The following is a 22,141-nucleotide window of genomic DNA, read 5'->3' as shown; positions in this document are numbered from 1 at the left end:
TCGTTACTTGCATTGGCTCCGCCATGTCGATATAGTTCGCCCCGCTTTGACGCACTGAGCACTACACAGCAACTGAGCTGTTGGCTCAACAGAGGTTAGAGTAAACATCCGGACGCGGGATGGAGCAGCTTGGTAGCTCGTCGGGCTCATAACCCGAAGGTCGTCGGTTCAAATCCGGCTCCCGCAACCAATTTCTTTCGTAGCAAGAATCAAAACAACTACAGCGTTTCTTACGGACGCGGGATGGAGCAGCTTGGTAGCTCGTCGGGCTCATAACCCGAAGGTCGTCGGTTCAAATCCGGCTCCCGCAACCAATTTCTTTGTAGCAAGAATCAAAACAACTACAGCGTTTCTTACGGACGCGGGATGGAGCAGTTTGGTAGCTCGTCGGGCTCATAACCCGAAGGTCGTCGGTTCAAATCCGGCTCCCGCAACCAATTTCTTATGTAAAAACTCTCCATTATCATTAGCTCCCTAACCAAGAGAAAAACGGCTCGTCGGCCTCAACTCTCTATACAAGCTGCGAAGGTCCACGGTTCAAATCCGGCCCCCGCAACCAATTTCTTACGTAAACAATTCCCCTCTTTCCTAACTTAATCAATGAAAAAAAGCAGTTTGACTACTCGTCAGATTGAACTCTCTATACAATCAGTAATCACAGTAATCACAGTAATCAATGATCAGCATTCAGTAATCAACAAAGACTTGTAACCTACTTCGCCAAGCTTAAAGAGCCTTTCTAGAAATTCAAGTCAACAAATTCACTACAGCTGTGTTTATTCTCCCTTATTCACAAACTTCAATATGGAGCAATCTTGGAGCTTTACCCAATACTCCAATCTAAAGATGTGATCACAAAATAGACAACAAAGCATTATTGCTTAGCGAGCATTCATTCTCTCCATTGTTTTGTGCAGATGAATGAAATGAAGAGTGCCTATTTAATGAGCACTTAGCAGCTTAATCAAAGACGGGAAATCAAAGAAGAAAAAGAAAGAAGAAAAATAAAGAAAAAGAGATGAGAAAACATCATGGATCGAAAAAACGATTTAGATTTGATCATCGCAATAAAATAAATAGATCAAGCAGTAGGCATAAAAATGGGGAGCAGACGCTCCCCATCCAATGAATCTATTCTCGCATTTAGCGTTATTAAGCCGCGGCTATCTGACGATTGGCCTTTAGCGGATGCAATCTATCGTTCATCACCTTAATGCAGTCGAATTGGCGCATCGCCTTACTGTCGCTCAAATGCAATTCAGGCGATAACAACATAATCAGGGATGCCTGAATATTAGACTCGACCACTAGTACTTGCACCACCTCGCCTTGGCATTTCAATTGAAACACCTTGCCCAGTTCACTGTATACACAGACGGCAGATGTCTCAAAAAACCACGACTTAGGCATCTGAGGTTTTAATAGAAAATGGGCCGCCGTGGCATTAAGCGCCAGCTGTACCCTTACCGCGTCGGCTATATTTAATGACTTACCGATACGCTCAATAAACTCTATATAGAATTTGGCGTGCTCGACATTAAATTCCGTGGTGGCCAGGGCATCAGGAATAAGTGCTTTCGTTTTATAGGGAGTCAGAAATTCCATATCCGAACCTAACGAAACGCTTAAAACCCCATACGAATCGTTATATATCCATTGCCAATCCCTTTGTGGCATTAATAACATAACGTGTACCTATATACTTTAATACAGCTCGATAATAGATGATATTTCATCCAATATCAAAAAAAATATTATAAATATGATATAGATTACAACACGTTATCACGATCAAACGCGATCTAAATAAGATCGCGCGATCGTTTTAAGATCTAAAATAAGATCTTATTTACTTTGTACGCGATAAGCATCGACGATCTCTTTAATTAATTCTGGTCCGCGATAAATAAAACCAGAATAAATTTGTACCATGGTTGCACCCGCATCGAGTTTATCGAGCGCATCGGCAGCACTGTTAATACCACCAACCCCTATGATGGGCACCTGACCTTTCAAGCAATCAGCTAATTGCTTTATCACTTTTGTTGACAATGAATTCAATGGCTTACCGCTTAATCCACCGGCTTCATTAGAATTCACCAAGCCGCTGACACCGTCGCGCGTTAATGTGGTGTTGGTGGCGATAGCACCATCGAACTCGTTACGAATGAGCGACTCGGCAATCTTCTCAATCTCCTCAGGCTCAAGATCCGGCGCAATTTTCAGCGCGATCGGCACATACTTTCCATGACGCTCGGCAAGATCTTTTTGCTTAGCTTTTAGTGATCCCAATAGATCATCAAGCAGATCGCCATACTGCAAACTGCGCAGGCCTGGTGTGTTTGGCGATGAGATATTGACCGCAATATAGGCTGCATAAGGATAAACCTTATCCATACAGATGAGGTAATCCTCTTTGCCCTGCTCTACCGGCGTATCCTTGTTCTTACCGATATTCACCCCAACCATGGCCCCAGACTTGGCTGCCTTCAGGTTAGCGACCAGATTATCGACACCCTTATTGTTAAAGCCCATGCGATTGATAATCGCCTTAGCCGGCTTTAAACGAAACAGGCGCGGCTGATCATTACCAGGCTGTGGACGCGGCGTTACCGTACCCACTTCTACATGTCCAAATCCCATGGCGTGGAACGCATCGATACATTCACCGTCCTTGTCCATACCGGCAGCCAAGCCAACAGGATTAGGAAAGGTCAATCCCATAAACTCGACAGGGGCCGCTTGCAGCTTCTGTGCATAAAAGCAGTTTAATGGCGAATTCGCAGTTGACTTCAGACTGCCTATAGCAAGGTTATGGGCCTTCTCTGGATCCATCTGAAACATCACTTTCTGTGCGATTTTGTAAAACATGCATTCTCCTAGACCGAAAAAAGCCCCGGCGATTGCCAGGGCTCATGACTAATTTTTATTTTTTACGATTGACCTTCGCAATGAAGGATCAACAGATTCAGCTCACGTAGGGCGACTGAGAACTTCGCAAACTCGTGGGTCTGCGAGGTCTTAAAGTCTGCAAGCATGTGGAACCATCTCTCCAATAAGCCCTGATTGGATTCGACCCACTGATCGATAATGGCGTCAGCTTCGCAAACCGATGGGCAGGTACGTAACACCACTGAACTCAGTGAACGTTGCTGCCAATCGAGTTCTTCCCTAAATGCCGCTCTCGCCAGCGCCTGCCAGTGGTTAGCCACAGGCTGGGCACTGATCTGCTCGAGGAACCAGTGCAGGTCGATACGAGCACCTAACTTGTAGTAGGTCTCGGCAACCAAGGCCACAGGCTTGTCTTCCAGCTCGGCAATTTGTGAGATGTCCAGTGCAGAGAAGAGCGTGCTCATGTTGACGACATCGGTCGCCACCTGCTCTGGTACTCCTTCTTTCACCAGCGCTGCAATCTCGGCGCGGATGCCGTTAACTTCATCTTCCACCAGATACTGATGAACGTTCTGACGAAGTTCCTGGAACACTGGGCTAAAGAAGGCCACAACCTGCTCGATGCTTTGGTTACGGTTACGATGACGTAAGAACCAACGACACGCGCGGCGTAGATTACGACGCAACTGATGCAGCATCTCACCCTGAACCACAGCAGGTACCACACCGTTTAGCGCCGTGATCGATTTAGTTAATTCAGCTAAACCAAATACTTCACGAGCCATAGTGTAGCAGATTGCGGCTTCGGCGACTGAGGCACCTGTCTCATCTTGCATACGCTGAACGAAATTCAAGCCCATGTCGTTAACCAACTCGTTGGCCAAAGAGGTGGCAATGATTTCGGCGCGCAGCGGATGGGTAACCATACGCTCGCTGTACTTCTCCTGTAGCTGACGAGGGAAATATTCGATAAGCAGCTGACTCAGGAAAGAATCGTCGGTAATTTCCGGCGTGAGCAGTTGCTCTTTCAATACCATCTTGGCGTAGGCCACCAGTACCGAAAGCTCAGGGCGAGTCAGTGACTTACCGTTCGCTAAACGCTCTGCTAACTCATCATCACTCGGTAGGAACTCGAGTGCTCTGTCTAGCTTGTCTTCCTTCTCCAGGTAATGGATGAAGCGGATCTGCTCTTTCAACTGCTCGGCGCCGCGCACCTGAGTCACAGAGATGGTACGGGTCTGATCCTTACAGTCTTGCAGTACGATGCGGCTGACTTCGTCAGTCATCTCAACCAGCAGACGGTTACGCTGTTTCACCGTCATCTCACCTTCGGCCACCATGGCGTTCAGCAAGATCTTGATGTTAACTTCGTTGTCCGAACAATCCACACCACCCACGTTATCCACGAAGTCGGTGTTCATGCGGCCACCGTTAGCGGCATATTCGATACGACCTAACTGGGTACAACCTAGGTTGCCACCCTCACCTATGATGCGAGCCTGAACCTCGTTACCATTGACGCGCAGTGCGTCGTTGGCGCGGTCGCCCACTTCGGCGTGCGTCTCGCTGGTCGCCTTGATGTAGGTACCGATACCACCGTTCCAGATCAGATCCACCTTCATCTTCAGCAGCTCTTTAAGCAGCTCGTTTGGTGTCATAGATGCTTTCTTGGTGTCCAGCATCTTCTTCATTTCTGGCGTCAGTGTGATTGACTTGGCCGAGCGCAGGAATATTCCACCGCCCTTAGAGATCAAATCTTTATTGTAATCTTCCCAGCTTGAACGCGGCATCTCGAACAGACGCGCACGCTCTTTATAGCTGCTAGCCGCATCCGGATTCGGGTCGATGAAGATATGCATATGGTTAAATGCCGTCACCAGACGTGTGTGCTCAGAAAGCAGCATACCGTTACCGAATACGTCACCGGCCATATCACCGATCGCCAAACAGGTGAAATCTGTGGTCTGACAGTCAACGCCGATTTCGCGGAAGTGACGCTTAACCGATTCCCACGCGCCGCGCGCCGTGATACCCATCTTCTTATGGTCGTAACCGTTACTACCACCCGATGCGAAGGCGTCGCCTAGCCAGAAACCATACTCTTCAGAGATAGCGTTAGCGATATCAGAGAAGGTCGCGGTACCTTTGTCGGCCGCAACAACCAAATATGGGTCGTCTTCATCGTGACGAACCACGTTTGCCGGTGGCACGATTTCGCCTTCAACGATGTTGTCAGAGATATCCAGCAGACCGCGGATAAACAGGCGGTAACACTCTTGGCCTTCAGTGAAGAAGGCATCGCGGCCACCTTCGGTCGGCAGTTGCTTACAGACGAAGCCACCCTTGGCGCCCACAGGTACGATAACTGTGTTCTTCACCTGCTGTGCTTTCACGAGACCCAGTACCTCGGTACGGAAGTCTTCACGACGGTCAGACCAGCGCAGACCACCACGGGCAACCTTGCCACCACGCAGGTGAACACCCTCTACCCTTGGTGAGTAGACGAAGATCTCAAACTTAGGCAGCGGACGTGGCATCTCAGGGATCTCTTCAGGCGAGAACTTGAATGACACATATGGCTTGTTGTTACCGTCTGGCAGCACCTGGTAGAAGTTGGTACGCAGTGTGGCGTTGATCAGATCCAGGTAACGACGAATGATACGGTCGTCATCCAGGCTAGACACATCTTCCAGACGCATATCGATCTGTTCAACAAACTTAGCCAGAGTACGAGTCTTCAGCTTAGGGTTGAACTTACGGATAAACATCTTCACCAGCAGATCGGCGATCTGTGGATAGCTGCTAAAGGTCTCTTCGATGTAAGCCTGGCTGAAGGTGGCATCGATCTGACGCATATACTTAGCATAGGCACGCAGCACCGACACTTCGCGGCCAGACAGACCCGTCGCCAATACCAGACGGTTAAAGCCGTCATCTTCAAGCTCTTTACGCCATACCTGTGACAGGGCTGTCTGGAATCTATCTTGGCTGTCGGCCAGGTTATCAACCGCCGCGCCTTGTACCGTCATCAAGAAGTCTAGGATCCAGAAGGTAGAACCATCGGCGGTCATCACTTCATATGGACGCTCGTTGATCACGCGCAGGCCGAAGTTTTCCAGCATAGGCAATACATCAGACAGATGGATTGGCTCATCTTTATGGAAGAGTTTCAGGCGCACCTTGTTGTCTTTAAGCGCGGTTTCCTGTGGCTGATAGAAGAGCATGCCAAGCTTATGATCGTCATCCAGCGCTTCTAAGTGTTCGATATCCACCACGGCAGAGCTAGGCAATACATCTTCTTTGTAGCTGCGAGGGAACGCATTCACATAACGTTTGACCAAACGGTTGCCAGACTCTTCGCCTTGGGCAGTGATCAGCGCTGTGTTTAACTTGTCTTCCCATGAACGCGCAGCTTCAATTAGATTGTTTTCGATGGCAGCCACATCTACATCCGTAATATTATTATCGACTTTGACTATATAGTGAGTACGCGCGAGCGTAGACTCAGAGAAATAAGTTGTAAATTCAACATCTTCTTTAGTGTTGAAGTGCTGTGCCAGAATACGTTGAGTATCTTCACGCAGCTTAGTGTTGTATCTGTCTTTAGAGACGTAAACCAGGCAAGAGAGGAAACGACCAAAGCCATCCTTGCGCACAAACAGCTTGAGTTTGTCGCGATCTTGCATCTCGAGTACGCCATGAGCCATGCTGGCCAGTTCAGATTCCCGAGCCTGAACGATCTCGTCACGCGGCAAGGTTTCCAGAATGTGCATCAAAGCCTTGTAGTCGTGAGAATGCGGCGTCAGGCCAGAATCGTCCAGTACGCGCTGGATCTTCTCTGCCAGCAGCGGGATCTCACGTGGGCTACGGTTGTACAGGTTTGAGGCGTACAGACCGATGAATCTGTCTTCACCAATAACATTACCCTGCTCGTCGAAACGTTTGATGCCGATATAGTCGACATAGGCTGGGCGGTGAACGCGGCTCTTCTCAGTGCTCTTGGTCAGGATAAGCAGACTGCTGTCGAGTGCTTCTTTACGTGCGGTATCTGACAGACTGGAAAGCATGAGTCCCTTAGAACTCTTAGGCTTACCCGGTACATTCATCAAACCCAGGCTGGTCTCGTTAGCCGGCAGCAGCTCGAGATCGCCCTCGACTTTGTGCAGGTCGTAACGGCGGTAACCCAGCAGGGTGAAATGGTGATTGTTCAGATAGGTCAGGAAGTTGATGGCCTCATCCAGCTCACGCTTCTCACCCGGGAATGGACGGCTAGGCAGCTCGGCGATGGTCTCGCTCAGCTTGTTCGACATCGCCTGCCAGTCGTTGACCGAAGCAGCCACGTCACCCAATACAGATTGAATCTCTTTTTCCAGGCTCTTGATATCGGCGTCGCTGCTCAGTCTGTCGACTTCGATCAGGAATACGGCAACCTTGTCGTTGCTCTCATCCTTGTCATCGTTGTAGCTAACACCTGTGATCACGCCTTGGTCACGCTTCACGGTCAATGGCGTGTGCAGCATCATGTGAGTGGTGATGCCCATGCGGTTAAGCGCCATGCCTACAGAGTCAACAAGGAAAGGCATATCCGGTTGAATCACCTCGATAATTGAGTGGGATGATTTCCAACCATGCTTAGATTGACTCGGGTTAAACACGCGAATATGGGTCTCGCCAACAGGCGTCTTGTTCGCGGCATTCCAAAGGCTGAGGACGGCGCCGTAAAGATCACTGTCATTGCGGTGTTGCAAGTCATCTTTCGACATGTGGGCATAAATACAAGTTGCGAACTGTTCAACTTGCTTGGCTTGTGTATTGGGAACTTTCGAATGAATTAGGCTGACTACGTTCTCGAGTAGTACTGAAGGCATTGCATCTTTCAAGGCCATGTTGCTGTTTCCTTTAGGGTCTATGGCAGCGTTTTTGTAATTTTATGGATGCTTGAGCATATGACAGGCCAAATCTAATTATGTGACCTAAGTCATAGCGCGAAGTTTATTACTAAATGTGGCAATTTTCGAGAACTATTTTAGTGGTAGATCCTCATCCCCCGGGGTTTTGCGGCCATATTGATGTGCATGATGAAAAAACAATCGTAAAGTGAGCGTAACTATGCAAAAAAAGAGAGAGCTAATGCTCTCTCTTTCAGTTCACTATCGCGGCTTACGCCAGAAAACCGCGCCTATCGCAGGCAAAATAATTATTGCACCCAACATATTCACTAAAAACATGAAAGTTAACAGGATCCCCATGTCCATTTGGAACTTAAGTGCAGAGAAGAACCAGGTGCTCACGCCAATCGCCAGTGTCAGGCCGGTGAAGATCACCGCGCTGCCCCGCTCGATAAGGGCCTGATGATAAGCAGTTTGCACCGGCATGCCGTCTCTGAGTTTGACCGCCATGGTCGACAAGATGTAGATACCATAATCCACGCCTATGCCCACACCGAGCGCGATCACCGGCAGTGTACTCACCGCCAGACCGATATCGAGCTGAGTCATCAGCGCCTGCGCCAGGGTCGATACCACATAGAGCGGCAGGATCACCGCCACGGTCGCGCGAATCGATCTGAAGCTGATCAGACAGAGCACAAACACAGCGCCATAAACATAGAGCATCATAGGCAGTTGCGCCTCGGCCACCGCCTCGTTGGTCGCCGCCATCACACCAACCGGGCCTGAAGCCAGCTTAAACTTGAGCTTATCGCTGTCCATCTTGGCCGACAGTGTCTTGACCTTGTCGATCACCTGCTCGATGGTCTCCGCCTTATGATCTTTAAGGAACAGATACACAGGCATCACAGAGCAGTTACCATCCAGTAGGCCCGAGGTGGTCGGGATCTGCCCTACCGCCTGGACCAGACTCGCCGTGGTGCGAGGCAACACCTGCCACTTAGGGTTACCCTCGTTAAACCCTGCGTTGACCCGCTTGGCGATAGAGGCAAGACTCGCGGTCGACTCAACCCCCGGAGTATTAGCCACCAACCACTCAAACTCATCTATCTGGGTCAGCACATCATGATAGGTACAGGCCTCAGGAAACGCCTCGACAATCACCGTCATCACATCTGTGGTAATAGAGAAGTGATCGGTAATATAGAAGGTGTCCTGATTGTAGCGGCTGTCAAAATGCAGCGCCGGTGCGCCGCCCTGCAGGTCACCAATCTTCATCTTACTCGCCTGCTGCAGGCCCACACCATAAAGGGCGACGGTGGCCAGCAACACGATAATCGCATACTTGGGCGTCGCGAAATTAGAGAGCTTACGCCAGAGCGCATCCACCTTACCGTTAGACTTAGTCGGCAGCGCCTTGACCTCGGTAAAGGAGATCAGCAGTGGCAGTAGCACCAGGTTGGTCAGGATGATCACCGCCACACCCAAAGAGGCCGAGATCGCCAGCTCGCGAATGATACCGATATCGATGGCCAGTAGTGTCATGAAGCCTACGGTATCTGAGAGCAGTGCCACCCCGCCGGGGATCAGCAGGCTACGAAATGCCAGCGCGGCAGCGGCCTTAGTGGTTTCCCCCTCACCCACACGGCGCCTGACGGCGTTGATCATCTGCACCCCGTGACTCACCCCGATGGCAAATACCAGGAAGGGAATGAGAATCGACATAGGGTCGAGACCAAAGCCAACCACAGTAAGCAGACCCAGCTGCCAAACCACAGCTACCAGGCTACACACCAGCGGCAGCAGGGTCAGCTTGACCGAGTGGGAGAAGAGATACACCATCACGGCAGTTACTAAAATGGCGATGGCGAAGAAGAGCACCACGCCCTTGGCCCCCTCGGCCACATCGCCGGCCATCTTGGCAAAGCCAATAATATGAATCTTTATCTTGTCATTTTCATACTGGCCGCGCAGCTCCTTCTCGAGCTGACTGGCAAAGGCTAGGGTATCGAGTGGCTCGCCAGTCTGAGGATCGAAGTCCATCAACTGAGCTGTCACCATGGCCGCCGAATAATCTTCGGCGATGAGACGCCCGACGATACCCGCCTTCTCTATGTTGCTACGCACCACCTCAAGCCCGGCAGGGGTAGTCGAGAAATCCGCCGGGATCACTGGGCCGCCGGCAAAACCATCTTCCACCACCTCGGTAAAGCGGGTCGATGGAGAATAGAGCGACTTCACCTGGGCGCGATCGACGCCTGGGATGAAGAACAGCTGATCGTGTACCTGTTTTAGGGTATCGAAGAAGTTGGGGTTGAAGATGTTGCCACTGCTGTCTTCTACCGCCACCATGATGCTGTTGGCGCCACCAAACTGCTTCTGATGCTTCAGGTAGGTCTGCATATAGCTATGATTGAGCGGAATGTTCTTAACGAACGCCGCATCCATCTTCAGATGGCTGGCCTGGAAGCCAAGAAACAGGGTTGCCAGCAAGAAGGCGAATATCACATAGGCCCGTTGCCGAAACAGGAAGGATTCTAATCCATTAACTAATTTATCTAACATGCCTGGGCCTTATTATTTTTGTTGTAATGCAACTAAGCCTTTGGTACCGGCAATCCACAGTGTACCCGTCTTATCCTGACCGATGGCCACCAGGTTTTCCCCCTGACGCTGCGTCACCATAGTCACGCTATCATCGCTGGCCACGTCGATCACCACGCCGCCGTTGCCGACCAGCCTGACCTTGTCGTCACTTAGCACTAGTCCACCGTTGAGGGTCGATTTAGTGGTCAGCTCAATCTCTTGCCACTGCTCGAGATCCCCTTCACTCTTAAACAGGTGACCGCGAAGCCCGAGCACATAGATCCCCTGTTTAGCCACTAAGATGTTAAACAGCGAGCCCTCGTAGGGAAAATCGATGCGCTGCCAGGTGAGGCCCTTATCTTGTGACTGGGCCGCTAAACCGAGTTCGCCCACCATCAAGAGGCGATCATCGGCCAGGCGCACCACGCGATTAAAGTGCGGCAGTAAGGTGCTGCGCTCTTTCAAGTAAAGGCTTTCATCTTCCGCCTTTAACTCATCCAGATACGCCTGATCTTCTTCATATAAAAGTTCGGTGTGAAACTCTTGCTGCCACTGCTTACCGCCATCCTGGGTGCGGTAGAAGAGACCATAGGCGCCAATGGCGATACCATGCTCGGCATCGAAAAAGAGCACATCCAAAAACGGCTTTTCAATTTCAGGAGAGCGCATCTGCTCTACCCAGCTGTTACCGCCGTCTTGGGTATGCAAGATGGTGGCATCATGGCCCACAGCCCAGCCAAGCTCAGGCGTTAATAGGGTCGCCTTGGTCAGCAAGGCACGGCTCGGTGAACTCACCTGCTGCCAGCCATCGGTGAAACGGAATAGATGACCGCGATCGCCTACGGCAATCATGGTCTCGCCCTGCTTGGCAATATCCAATACCAAGGAGTGCGTCGCCAGCGGCTGAATATCGGAGCCTGTCACCTCGGTTGCCGCTTGGGCCCCGCCGAGAGTGACAAAACAGAGTGAAGATAAAGCGACAAGCCGAAGCATGCTAAACCACATACAAACTTCCTTTCGTGAAATGAGGGGCCAACAGGCCCCTCTACGCTAACTCTTTAAAGAATGAGTCCTTAATACACAAGTACCTAGGCTTAAATACTTAAATACTTAAATACTTAAATACTTAAATATAAGCCTAGGTATAAGCGCTTAACGAATACCAGCGCGTCTCAATGCCGCTGGGGTAAAGTTCGCTTCGCTCAACTTGGCGTCGAAGTTATACATACGACCCTCGTTGTCCAGACCCATGGCCAGGTAACGACGAGATTGTAGATCGTGGATCACTTCGAGTGTGGTCCAGTGAGTCGGCACTTCGTAGTAGTTAATGGCGTGCGCCACAGCTACGCGATAAAGCTCATCGCGGTTGTCGTACATGTCCGCCATAGACACTTGCCAAGAATCCTCATCCAGGTAGAAGACGCGAGTCTTGTAGATATGACGCATCCCTTCCTTTAGCTGAGCCTTGACCACCCATACGCGATGTTTCTCCCAACGCACATAATCTGGGTTGATGTGGCCAGGTTTCAAGATCTGCTCATACTTGAGCTTATCTGAGTGCAGCTTGTAGTCGTTGTATGGAATGTAGATCTCTTTCTTGCCTAGCAGTTCCCAGTTGTAACGCACTGGCGAGCCGTTGAACATATCGAAATCGTCTGTGGTGCGCAGACCATCAGACACAGTACCCGGAGTATCGAAGGCGACGTTTGGCGCCTTGCGCACACGGCGCTGCCCTGTGTTATAGGTCCAGGCCTGACGCGGTAGCGCCTCTTGATCCATGGTCTCCTTCACCAACAGTGCGGTACCCGCCAGACGCGCCGGCTGTGTCACCACCTGCTTAAAGTAGAACAGGGTGTTCGACTCTTTTAGTTTATCCAGGGTCATCTCGGGACGAGAGTACTCGAATCGGATCTCTTCGGCGGTTTCCACCAGGGTGTAGCTACCAGATGCTGTAGGCGCCGCCTGGCTACGGGCGGTTTCCACATCTACGCCACGGAAACGCAGCACGTGGTTCCAAATAGCCTCGAGACCATTTTGTGGGATGGGGAAAGGCACGCCAATTGAGGCGCCGGAGATACCGTTACCATCGGCCACCAATTCTGCGCGCGAAGCGTTGGCCTTAGTCGCATCGTAGACAAACTGCGGCACAGAGGCGGTGCGGCGTGTCTGATAAACATTCATCTTGAAGGTATCAGGATAAAGATCGAACAGCTTGAGCTGGCCTTCTGTCAGGTTATCCTTGTACTGCGCCTTGTTAGCATTGGTGATGGTAAATTCAATCTTATCGCCAGGGAAAGGATCTGGATGATGCATCCCCTTCTCGTAACCCGCAACAGGTTTGGTGATGCCGCCATCCCAGGCAGGAATAGAGCCATCTGCGTTACCCGCCTTTTCACCGCCGAGCGGCGTAAGTTCGGTGCCAAGCTTGGCCGCCTCGGCCTCTGATACTTTTGCAAAGGCTGTTGGCGCGGTTAGTGCGACGATCACAGCTGCCGACAATAGTGTTAGTTTTTTCATTCTTATTGTCCTTGTGAATTAGATTGAATACTTGATGTTAAACGACACGTAATCGCGATCTGACATCAGATTCGTGGTGCCGACACCACCGAAGAAGGAGTTGTAGGAGAAATCTGCGCCCCAACGACTCTGATAATCGAAATTCACGCCGATAGCGACGGACTTCTTACCTTCGGTGAACAGGAACATAGGATCGGGTGTGATCCCGTCAACATCATGTGAGAAGATGATGCGCGGCGCCATGTTGACCCCGGCAAACAGGTTGTTGTATTCGGCCTTGGCCACCAGACGATAACCCCAGGCAAAATCTGTTGGGAAAGGGTTAGTCTCAGGACCATTGTGAACAGCCTCTATGATGCCAGGCATATTTGGGTTGCCGCCAGAGCGCGCAGTACCTGGGCCATTGAGACGCAGCTCATCAAAGCTTGGCATGTCGTGGATCCACACACCACCAACCTCGGCCAGCATGACTAGGTTATCGGTACCCAGAGTTGGACCAAATAGATGGGTGAAGGTCACCTGTGCCTGAGTCGTATCACGGCGGATATAACCTTCGGCCGCTTCACCAGAACCAATTCCCTTCACCTGAGAGATGCCATCAAACTCTGGACGCAATCCCGCATTGGCCAGCTGCTGTGGCATGGCGGCAAACAGGAGTTCCACGTCGTCAATCTGTAGCGGCTCATCTTGACGGTGAGCTATCTCACCGGCCACAGAAGTGTCGCCAATCAGGGTGTTGAAACTAAAGCCATAGAGCTTGATATCTTCTGGGTATTCGATCTGTGCCTTAGAGAAGGTCTCTAGACCCAGCAGTGTCTGACGATCGACCGTACCACCGGTTGCCCCAAGGGCTGCTAGGGTCGCTAAGTCTTTACCAATCGCTTCCTGGGTAAAGTTAGCCGCGGTGCCGCTGATCAGCGGGCGACGACTATGGTAGTTCATGTAGTAGAAACCAAACTCAGTCTCGCCCAGCTCAGGTGCATAGTACCCTAGCTTGATACCGTACTGGCCCGAGTCGCTGGCGCTCGCCTGATCTTGCATCAGGGTCACCTTAGTCGGATAAGCCAGAGCCAATGAACCCAGTGTTGCCGCATCATATTGACCCGATGCCACCATGGCCGCCAGCTTCTGATACTCGCCAATCAGGAAGTCGAGATTGATATCCGGGTTAGCGTTGAAGCCCAGCTGCGCATTTTGCGAATAGCCGCCGTAGCCGGCGAAATCATTGGTTGAGAAGTAAGAGCCCGGAGTCGGCACCCAAACCGGTTCCCAATCGTACTGATAGAAGGCTTCAACCGAGAGCGATTCGGTCACACCCAATGACGCCCAGATCATCCCCTGAGGTCTGAAGGCTTCTTTAAGCTCGGCGCCTGGCGCATTGAGAATGTTAAGATCGACTGGGTTGATCACACCAATACCATGCGGGATCAGGGTGCTTTCACCCCAAGAGACCACCTGGTTACCGATACGAACGCTAAGTGGGTTGGCACCATCGTTAAGATCGAAATCGCCATAGATGAAGGCATCTAACAGGCGCACATCTTTACACTGTACCTTAGAAGCTTCGGAGTCGGCACAAGGGTCATACTCTTTGCCAGTTATCGGATCGCTATAACCATAGCTGCCGTTGTTGGCCTTCTGATCGTAGAAATACATGCCACGGGCAAACAGACCGAAATTCTTATATTTGAGTGACAGTTCATGCAATCCCTTGAACACCATAGAGGTTACGTCACCCTGAGAGTAGAGCATGTTACTCAAGTCACCATTACTCGAGTAGGAACCCGGCTGAGCCCAAATCTCGGCCGAAGTATATTTGGTGTTACCGAATGCGGTATAGTTTGACCAGTCAAAGCGCGGGTGATTCACCTTACCGATCTGATTATCCCAGTCTCGCTCCTCAACACGCCAACTTGCACCGGCACTGAATGTTGAATCGAACGAACCTTGAACTTCTCCCCAATCGAACGACACGGCTTGCACACCCGTAGTCGCTCCAATACTCAACGCTGCGACGATCCCCAAAGCTAGCGCTGACTTGTTAAAGCCATTTTTAACGTTTTTCATTTTAGCTCTTCTCCGTAACCTGCTGGATTCTTTGTTATAGGAATGGTGGCCAACATCTTGTTAGCGTACAGGTAACACCATTGTTACAGCATTTGGGGGTGATGAGCAAGGCGAAAAAACAGAAAATTACCTTGAGATTTGTGCACTTAAGCTAAAGGGCTTACGTAAATTCAAACACACGATTTAAATCTATTCTAACAAGTCGTACCAGATGAAAAACGCCCATTGAAAAAGCAAGCATAAACAGGCAATTAAACTTGTGTCATCGAAAGCTAAACCTTTGATGAATCAAAATCGCCCGTTTGAAGTATATACTCTAAAAATCTTAAGCTTGGGTCAGAGAAACCAGCTTACCTTGGTCATCGAGTTGCAAACGAAAGTAACCCCTGATACCTGAGGTGGTCAGAAAGGGTCTGAAGTGACGGGCGTGGATCCAGAGAGTCTTACCTGAGCTGTCTTTCACCTCAATCTTATCGATACTGCCTTGATAATAATTGAGAAACTCCTGGTAACTCACCTGCATGGGAAAGGTATATATCATCATAATTTGCTTTCTAAAATGGGGCGAGATGCTATGCACCTCGCCCTACTCTCTTAGACAATCTGTTTAAGGCTATTCAGCCTAACGATTCGCTAACGGCTAAGCCGATAACTAAACCAGAAACTGAGCCTGTAACTGAATCAGATCATAAGCCAGTAACTAAGCCAGCGCCTTAGAGACCTTCTCATACAGGTCTTTAGACAGATCCGGCAAGGCCAAAATCTCCTGCAGAGCACTACGCATAAATTGCTGGCGCTGTTCATCAAACTTCTTAAATTGGATCAGCGGCGTAATGATACGTGCAGCCACCTGAGGGTTTAAGGTATTAAGTTTAATGATAGCTTCAGTCAGGAAACGATAACCACTGCCGTCGATGCGGTGGAACACCTCAGGGTTTGCCGCCGCGAACGCGCCGATCAAGGAGCGTACCCGATTCGGATTGGCGAAGCTAAAGGCGCTATGCTGGGTAAGCTCACGCAGTGCATCACAGCGATCTTCACCCGGACAGCATGCCTCCAGCGTCAGCCATTTATCCATCACCAATGGCGTATCGGCCCACTTCTGCTGAAAGTCTTGCAGCAGACTGGCGCGCAGCTCAGACTGCTCAAGGTTGAGCGCGGCCAGAGCGCCCAGGCTATCTGTCATGTTGCCCGCCTGCTCATATTGGCGCTGAGCCAGGCCTTGATGAGCATCCGACGTTTGCAGCAGTAAACCGAGGCAGGCATTCTTCAGGGCTCTCGCCCCGGCATCGTCTAACAGACTCAGCTCACGATAACGCGCAAGCAGCTCATCTTCACAGCCTGCGGCGATCTCTTCGAGCATAAACTCGCGGGCCGAAGCCAGGGCATCGAGATCGACACGAGTCACCTGCTCTACCAAGGTATTCAGGCTTGGGAACCTAAGCACCTCTGCCAGCAATGCCTGATCCAGTTGCTCATCGAGAAGTAAGCCCTTCACCCCATCGACAAGACGAGGGTCGACATACATAGCCTTCTGAGCCTTTAGGTGGGCCACATTTTGCCAAACCGCCTGGCTAAAGAGTGCGGCCGAGGCCTCCCACTTGGCCACCTCACTGCTGGCATAACGCATCAGGTGGATAAGTTGCTCTACGCTATAGTCGAAGTTAAGTCTCACCGGCGCCGAGAAATTTTGCAGCAGCGAAGGCACTGGCTGCTCGCTCATGCCGTTAAACACCAACTCTTGCTCTGCCTCGGTGATGCTAAAGACCTGGCTGAGCAGCGAGCGGCCATCGCTGCCAAGCAGCTCGAGATCGAGTGGAATGTGCAGCGGTAACTTCTCACTCTGCTCCGGCGTCGGCGGCGTATGCTGGCGCAGGCTGAGACGGTATTCTTGTTTTTCGGCGTCATAGCGCTCGGCGACCGAGAGCTCAGGGGTACCCGACTGGCTATACCAACGTATGAACTGAGTCAGATCCACGCCGCTGGCATCTTCCATTGCCGCGACGAAATCATCGCAGGTCACGGCCTGACCGTCGTGGCGCTCAAAATAACACTTCATCCCCGCCTGGAAACCCTGTTCACCGAGCAGGGTGTGCATCATGCGGATCACCTCAGCGCCCTTGTTGTAGACGGTCACGGTATAGAAATTATTCATCTCGATCACAGACTCGGGACGAATGGCATGGGCCATTGGGCCGCTGTCTTCGGCGAACTGCTGATTCTTTATAACCTTGATGGCATGGATACGGTTGACCGCTCGGGAGCCCACATCTGAGCTGAATTCCTGATCGCGAAACACCGTCAGGCCCTCTTTCAGACTCAGCTGGAACCAGTCACGACAGGTAACACGGTTACCCGTCCAGTTATGGAAATACTCGTGACCCACTACAGACTCGATGCCGTGATAATCTTCATCGGTCGCCGAGTCTTTATCTGCCAACACATATTTAGTGTTGAACACGTTCAGACCCTTGTTCTCCATGGCACCCATGTTGAAGAAATCCACCGCGACTATCATGTAGATATCGAGATCATATTCGAGGTCGAAGCGGCTCTCATCCCAGGCCATCGACTTCTTCAGCGATGCCATGGCGTGGTGTGCCTTGTGCAGGTTGCCCTTGTCGACGAAGACCTGCAACGCAACCTCGCGTCCGCTTTTAGTGGTAAAGCTATCGTCCAGCAGATCGAAATCACCCGCGACTAAGGCAAACAGGTACGCAGGTTTCGGGAAAGGGTCTTCCCAACAGACGAAGTGGCGTCCGCCGTCAAGTTCGCCCGAATCGATACGGTTACCATTGCTCAGAAGGTAAGGAAACGCCGCCTTGTCGGCTTCGATGCGCACCTTGTAAATCGCCAGCACATCGGGGCGATCGAGGAAATAGGTGATGCGTCTAAAACCTTCTGCCTCACACTGAGTACAATAGGCGCCATCTGACATGTATAGGCCTTCCAGCGCCAGGTTGGCCTCGGGATCCAGCTTAGTCACTATGGTGAGTTCAAAGTCGGCTAAGTCGGTTTCGATACTCAGCTGCCCCTCGGTGACGCGATAATCATGAAGCTTACCATCGACCAGCAGCTGGCTAACGCTTAAGCCTTCACCGTCCAGTTCAAGGGTGTGTGCAGCATCGTTTAGACGCTTCACCTGGCTGACCGCAGTCACCTGAGTATTGGCACCATCGAGCACAAAGGAGAGGTCCACCTGAGTAATAGTAAAATCCGGTGCGCGATAGTCTTTTAAATATTTGGCCTTAACCTGTGCCATTAAGATTCCCTCATCTGAAAAGATTATAAAAAAACGCGCCAATAGCGCGTTTTTAAAAAATTTGGCTCAATATTATTTCGCCTGGTTTTTAGCCACTCTTTCCATATCCACTAGATCCAGTGTGATATAGACAGTCTCGTCGAGAAATGCATCTGGCGCCTTCACATCTTCTTCTGCGTCATCCAGAGACTTAAGTGCTTCAAGTCCATCCACGGCGCGGCGCTCGTTGAGACGCGCAAGTTGCTTCTCATCGTTGGCTTCACGCTCGGCCACACGCTCTTTCTCAACTAGAGAGACGCTGGTTTCTTTGTGGCTCTTCTTGAACTCGGCAATATCTTGATCGATATAGCCAAATTCAACGTCTTTCTTGATACGTTGCTGGTGACGCGAATCGAGATTAGTCACTAGCTCTGGAGTGATATCCCCAAGCGTACCGTACTGAGCCACGGGTACCTTATCCCAAGGCAGTGCGTTGGCTTCCTCGGCTTCGCCGTATTCACCTGGCTCTAGGGCACTCGGGAATGGAATGTCCGGCGTCACGCCCTTAAGCTGGGTGCTACCGCCATTGATGCGGTAAAACTTGGCGATGGTGTATTGCACATGGCCGATTGGCTTGTCGTACATATCATAGATACGGCCCAGGCTCTTATGCTGCTGCACTGTGCCCTTACCAAAGGTCGACTCACCTACGATAAGCGCGCGATCATAGTCTTGCAGTGCGGCGGCGAAGATCTCAGATGCCGAGGCACTGTAACGATCCACCATCACGGTGAGCGGTCCAGAATAGGTCACACGGCCGTCGTTATCGCGGTTTTGCGACACCTTACCGTTAGCATCGCGGATCTGTACCACAGGGCCCTGTTCGATAAACAGTCCGGTAAGCAGTGTCGCTTCGGTTAATGCGCCGCCACCATTACCTCTAAGGTCGATGACCACACCTTCAACCTTGGCATCTTTTAGCTTAACCAGCTCTTTGGTGACATCTTGAGACAGGTTCATGTAGAAACCTGGGATCTTAATCACCCCAACCTTGCGGCCGGCATAATCACCGATTTCCGGCTCTATTACCTCAGAAGTCGCGGCGCGATCCTCTAAGCGGATCTTGTCACGTACTATGGTCACGTCGATCGGTTTGGCAGAAGAGCCGCCCTTCTTAGGCAGGATCTGCAGCACAACCTTACTGCCCTTAGGCCCCTTGATCAGCTCGACCACGTCATCTAGTCGCCAGCCGATCACATCGACAATCTCTTTACCTTCCTGGCCAACACCCACGATGCGATCTTCCGGTGCCAGCTTTTCGCTGTTTGCCGCAGGGCCGCCAGCAACCAGGCTTTTTATCACTGTGTAGTCATCATCCATCTGCAAAACGGCACCTATGCCCTCAAGGCTCAGGTTCATCTCCATCTGGAAACGCTCGGCGTTGCGCGGTGACAGGTAGCTGGTGTGTGGCTCAACGCTGCGAGAGAAGGCGTTCATCACACCCTGGAAGACATCTTCACTCTTGGTCTGGCTCAAACGCTTGATGGCATTGTTGTAGCGCTTATCGAGCACCTTAACAATTTCATCCCAGTTCTTACCGGTCAGCTTGAGGTTTAACGCATCGTACTTGACCCGTTGACGCCACAGCTCGTTGAGCTCGGCTTCATCTTTTGGCCAGGCCGCATCGTCTCTATCGTATTGATAGCTGTCGCCTGGGACGTTAAAGTCCATCTCCTTGTCGAGCAGGGATAAGGCGTAGGCAAAACGGTCATAGCGGCGCTGCTGCACCAGATCGAACATCTTGTAGGCGGCAGTTAGATCGCCGCTCTTCAACATGTCGTCAAATTGAGTCGCATAAGGCTTGAAACTGTCGATATCACTCTGAAGCAAGACATTGCGGCGATAATCGAGCTGCTTAAGATAGCGGTCGAACACCTGCTCTGAGAAGGCGTCGTCCAGATCGAATCTATGATAATGGGCGCGAGTGAACAGACCCGTCACTCGCTTACTCGCTACTTTATGTTGCGGCTCTTGCGTTAGAGAGGGCAACTCGCTAGATGGAATACTGGGCGTCAGTGCCCATGCCGAGAATCCTACAAAGATGCTGGCAATGGATGCTGCCAGAGTGAGTTTTCGCATCAACAAGTTACTCCTTTTAAACGATGAACAGTTATAACAGGATATGCTCTACCGGGACTTTTACCGTTAATCCTGAATCTAACTGCACTTGAACATCTTCTTTCTTGATGTCCAGAACAACACCTGCAACAGGCGATTTACCTAGTTTGACACTCACGCGTTGATTTGGTTTCAACTCAGTCAGTGTTGCCGGGGTTAAATCCTTTGCTTCAACCTGTGGCTTAGCCGCTTTAGGCGCTGGTTTGCTACTACGCTTAGGCAGTGGCTTCTTGAAGGCTTTCTTCTCAGGCTTAGGACCAGACTTGTCAGTCTTCTCTGTTGCCGCTTTCGCCGCACGCTTTGCCTTCGCCTTCTCTTGGCTATCCTTCAGTGTAGCCTGTGCATGGTCGATATGCTCTTGTTCCAGCTCGCCACACTCGTTGCCGTCGAGATCGACACGCTGTGCCCCAGCCTTAACCCCTTTCAGGTAACGCCAGCTACTGGTGTAACGGCGTAAGGCGATTCTTAATTGCGTTTTACTGACTTTAGAATCATCAGCTAACCTTTCAGCCAAGTCTTGAAACAATCCTATTTTTAGAGGCTTAGTTTCACCTTCAGCGATAAAGCATAAAGGAAATGTTTCATATAAATACGCAAGAATTGCGTTGGTGTCGGTCAACTTTTCTGTTGATTCCATCATTACTTCCACAGTTTAAAAGGGACTATCACCTCGCCGGGTTAACGTCGGCACTGGCGTGTCGTTCATATTGGTTAGACATCGGGTCGCTTATTTGCCCCTGGGCGGCGACCACACAATCCAACATACCTTATCAATTACAGTCAATAAACGCCATGTATTCATTTCAACTAATGAAAAATGTCACGGCGTGTTTTTGAATTCATCAAGCGGCCTATTATAAGGGCGCGCCAGACGAAAGCGACCATCAATTGTGCAAAATTGGTTGTAGTTTAAGCAAATAAAGCCTTTTCCAGACTTTTTACGCAGGACTCTAGCCCCAATTGATCCGCCTCGTCGAAACGAGAGAATGAGGGGCTATCGATATCGAGCACGCCGATCACCTGACCATCGCGCCGCAGCGGGATAACAATTTCCGAGTTACTGGCGGCATCACAGGCGATATGGCCGTCGAAGGCATGGACATCGGCGATGCGCTGGGTGGTGTTACTCTGGGCCGCGGTGCCGCAAACCCCTTTCCCCATTGGAATACGGGTACAGGCCACTTTCCCCTGGAAGGGGCCCAGAACCAGTTGTTCACCTTGCAGCACATAAAAGCCAACCCAGTTAATATCATCCAGATGCTCGTTGAGCAGCGCAGAGAAATTCGCCATCGCAGTAACGAGATTATCTTCGCCGCTAAACAGGGCTTCAACTTGACGGGTAAGCGTCGTATAACAAGGTGTACTCATACAAATTTCCTAACAATTTATGTTTTCGTTTCAGCTTTTGATTCTGCTTTCTTCGCAGGTTTCTTAGCCGGTGTCGCCTTAGTCACTGCGCCACCTTTTAAGAGTCCCATGAGCTGATCTTTATGTTCTGCCATGTAGAAACAGAGTTTTTCCAATGCATTTTCATCTAAGCCTAAATCAACTTGCTCGATAAAAGGAAGAAGATTATCCGCGATATCGAGCATCTTATCGTAGGCATCCGCCTCCTTCTTAGATGTGAATGTCATCTTCTCCACCCCTTCTCTGACTACGACAAATTTCGTTATAACTGCCATATCTGCCCTCACACTGTTTTTATATACAGTTGTAGAATCTCATAAATACAACTTCTTATGCAAGTCTCAAACTTTATCTGTTAGAATCT

The 22,141-nt window shown here is 50.6% G+C and carries 13 protein-coding genes and 3 tRNA genes; 3 read left to right on the top strand and 13 right to left on the bottom strand.

The genetic code is table 11. From position 1 onward, the window contains the following. Positions 1-113: 113 nt before the first annotated feature. The 3 genes from K0I63_RS09285 (at position 114) to K0I63_RS09275 (ending at position 437) form a co-directional block, all read left to right on the top strand. Positions 114-190 (top strand) — tRNA-Met (locus tag K0I63_RS09285). A 47-nt stretch (positions 191-237) separates the two neighbouring features. Then, positions 238-314, top strand: a tRNA-Met gene (locus tag K0I63_RS09280). A gap of 46 nt (positions 315-360) precedes the next feature. Beyond that, positions 361-437, top strand: a tRNA-Met gene (locus tag K0I63_RS09275). Positions 438-1,152: 715 nt separating this feature from the next. Here the strand turns inward: K0I63_RS09275 and K0I63_RS09270 are convergent. From K0I63_RS09270 to K0I63_RS09210, 13 genes are all read right to left on the bottom strand, one after another. Continuing rightward, positions 1,153-1,686, bottom strand: coding sequence for a cell division protein ZapC (locus K0I63_RS09270; protein WP_220083227.1), 534 nt, complete (start codon positions 1,684-1,686; stop codon positions 1,153-1,155). 159 nt (positions 1,687-1,845) lie between these two features. Next, positions 1,846-2,871, bottom strand: coding sequence for a quinone-dependent dihydroorotate dehydrogenase (gene pyrD, locus K0I63_RS09265; protein ID WP_220083226.1), 1,026 nt, complete (start codon positions 2,869-2,871; stop codon positions 1,846-1,848). A 62-nt stretch (positions 2,872-2,933) separates the two neighbouring features. Beyond that, positions 2,934-7,778 (bottom strand): NAD-glutamate dehydrogenase, encoded by a 4,845-nt coding sequence (locus tag K0I63_RS09260; protein ID WP_220083225.1) that lies wholly within the window; start codon positions 7,776-7,778, stop codon positions 2,934-2,936. Positions 7,779-8,042: 264 nt separating this feature from the next. Beyond that, positions 8,043-10,346 (bottom strand): efflux RND transporter permease subunit, encoded by a 2,304-nt coding sequence (locus tag K0I63_RS09255; protein WP_220083224.1) that lies wholly within the window; start codon positions 10,344-10,346, stop codon positions 8,043-8,045. 12 nt (positions 10,347-10,358) lie between these two features. Continuing rightward, on the bottom strand, positions 10,359-11,372 hold the full coding sequence (locus tag K0I63_RS09250) for a WD40/YVTN/BNR-like repeat-containing protein (protein WP_220083223.1): 1,014 nt from the start codon (positions 11,370-11,372) through the stop codon (positions 10,359-10,361). Positions 11,373-11,519: 147 nt separating this feature from the next. After that, a complete protein-coding gene (locus K0I63_RS09245) occupies positions 11,520-12,884 on the bottom strand; it encodes a DUF1329 domain-containing protein (protein ID WP_011865604.1) in 1,365 nt (454 codons plus the stop codon). Between the two features lie 18 nt (positions 12,885-12,902). Then, positions 12,903-14,951, bottom strand: coding sequence for a DUF1302 domain-containing protein (locus tag K0I63_RS09240; protein WP_220045042.1), 2,049 nt, complete (start codon positions 14,949-14,951; stop codon positions 12,903-12,905). A 325-nt stretch (positions 14,952-15,276) separates the two neighbouring features. Beyond that, positions 15,277-15,495 (bottom strand): DUF2835 domain-containing protein, encoded by a 219-nt coding sequence (locus K0I63_RS09235; protein ID WP_220083222.1) that lies wholly within the window; start codon positions 15,493-15,495, stop codon positions 15,277-15,279. Positions 15,496-15,651: 156 nt separating this feature from the next. Further along, positions 15,652-18,213: an aminopeptidase N gene (gene pepN / locus K0I63_RS09230; RefSeq protein ID WP_220083221.1), complete on the bottom strand. Its 2,562-nt coding sequence runs from the start codon at positions 18,211-18,213 to the stop codon at positions 15,652-15,654. 72 nt (positions 18,214-18,285) lie between these two features. Continuing rightward, on the bottom strand, positions 18,286-20,331 hold the full coding sequence (gene prc / locus K0I63_RS09225) for a carboxy terminal-processing peptidase (protein ID WP_220083220.1): 2,046 nt from the start codon (positions 20,329-20,331) through the stop codon (positions 18,286-18,288). Between the two features lie 31 nt (positions 20,332-20,362). Then, positions 20,363-21,007, bottom strand: a complete 645-nt coding sequence (gene proQ / locus K0I63_RS09220; protein WP_220083410.1) for an RNA chaperone ProQ — start codon at positions 21,005-21,007, stop codon at positions 20,363-20,365. A 272-nt stretch (positions 21,008-21,279) separates the two neighbouring features. After that, the gene (locus K0I63_RS09215) at positions 21,280-21,738 is read right to left on the bottom strand and encodes a GAF domain-containing protein (protein WP_220073765.1); all 459 of its coding nucleotides are present in this window, start codon (positions 21,736-21,738) and stop codon (positions 21,280-21,282) included. 17 nt (positions 21,739-21,755) lie between these two features. Continuing rightward, positions 21,756-22,052 (bottom strand): YebG family protein, encoded by a 297-nt coding sequence (locus tag K0I63_RS09210; protein WP_220083219.1) that lies wholly within the window; start codon positions 22,050-22,052, stop codon positions 21,756-21,758. Positions 22,053-22,141 lie beyond the last annotated feature (89 nt).

The sequence above is a fragment of the Shewanella rhizosphaerae genome, from assembly GCF_019457655.1.
GTDB lineage: Bacteria > Pseudomonadota > Gammaproteobacteria > Enterobacterales > Shewanellaceae > Shewanella > Shewanella loihica.
This window is presented reverse-complemented; position numbering and strand designations above follow the sequence as displayed.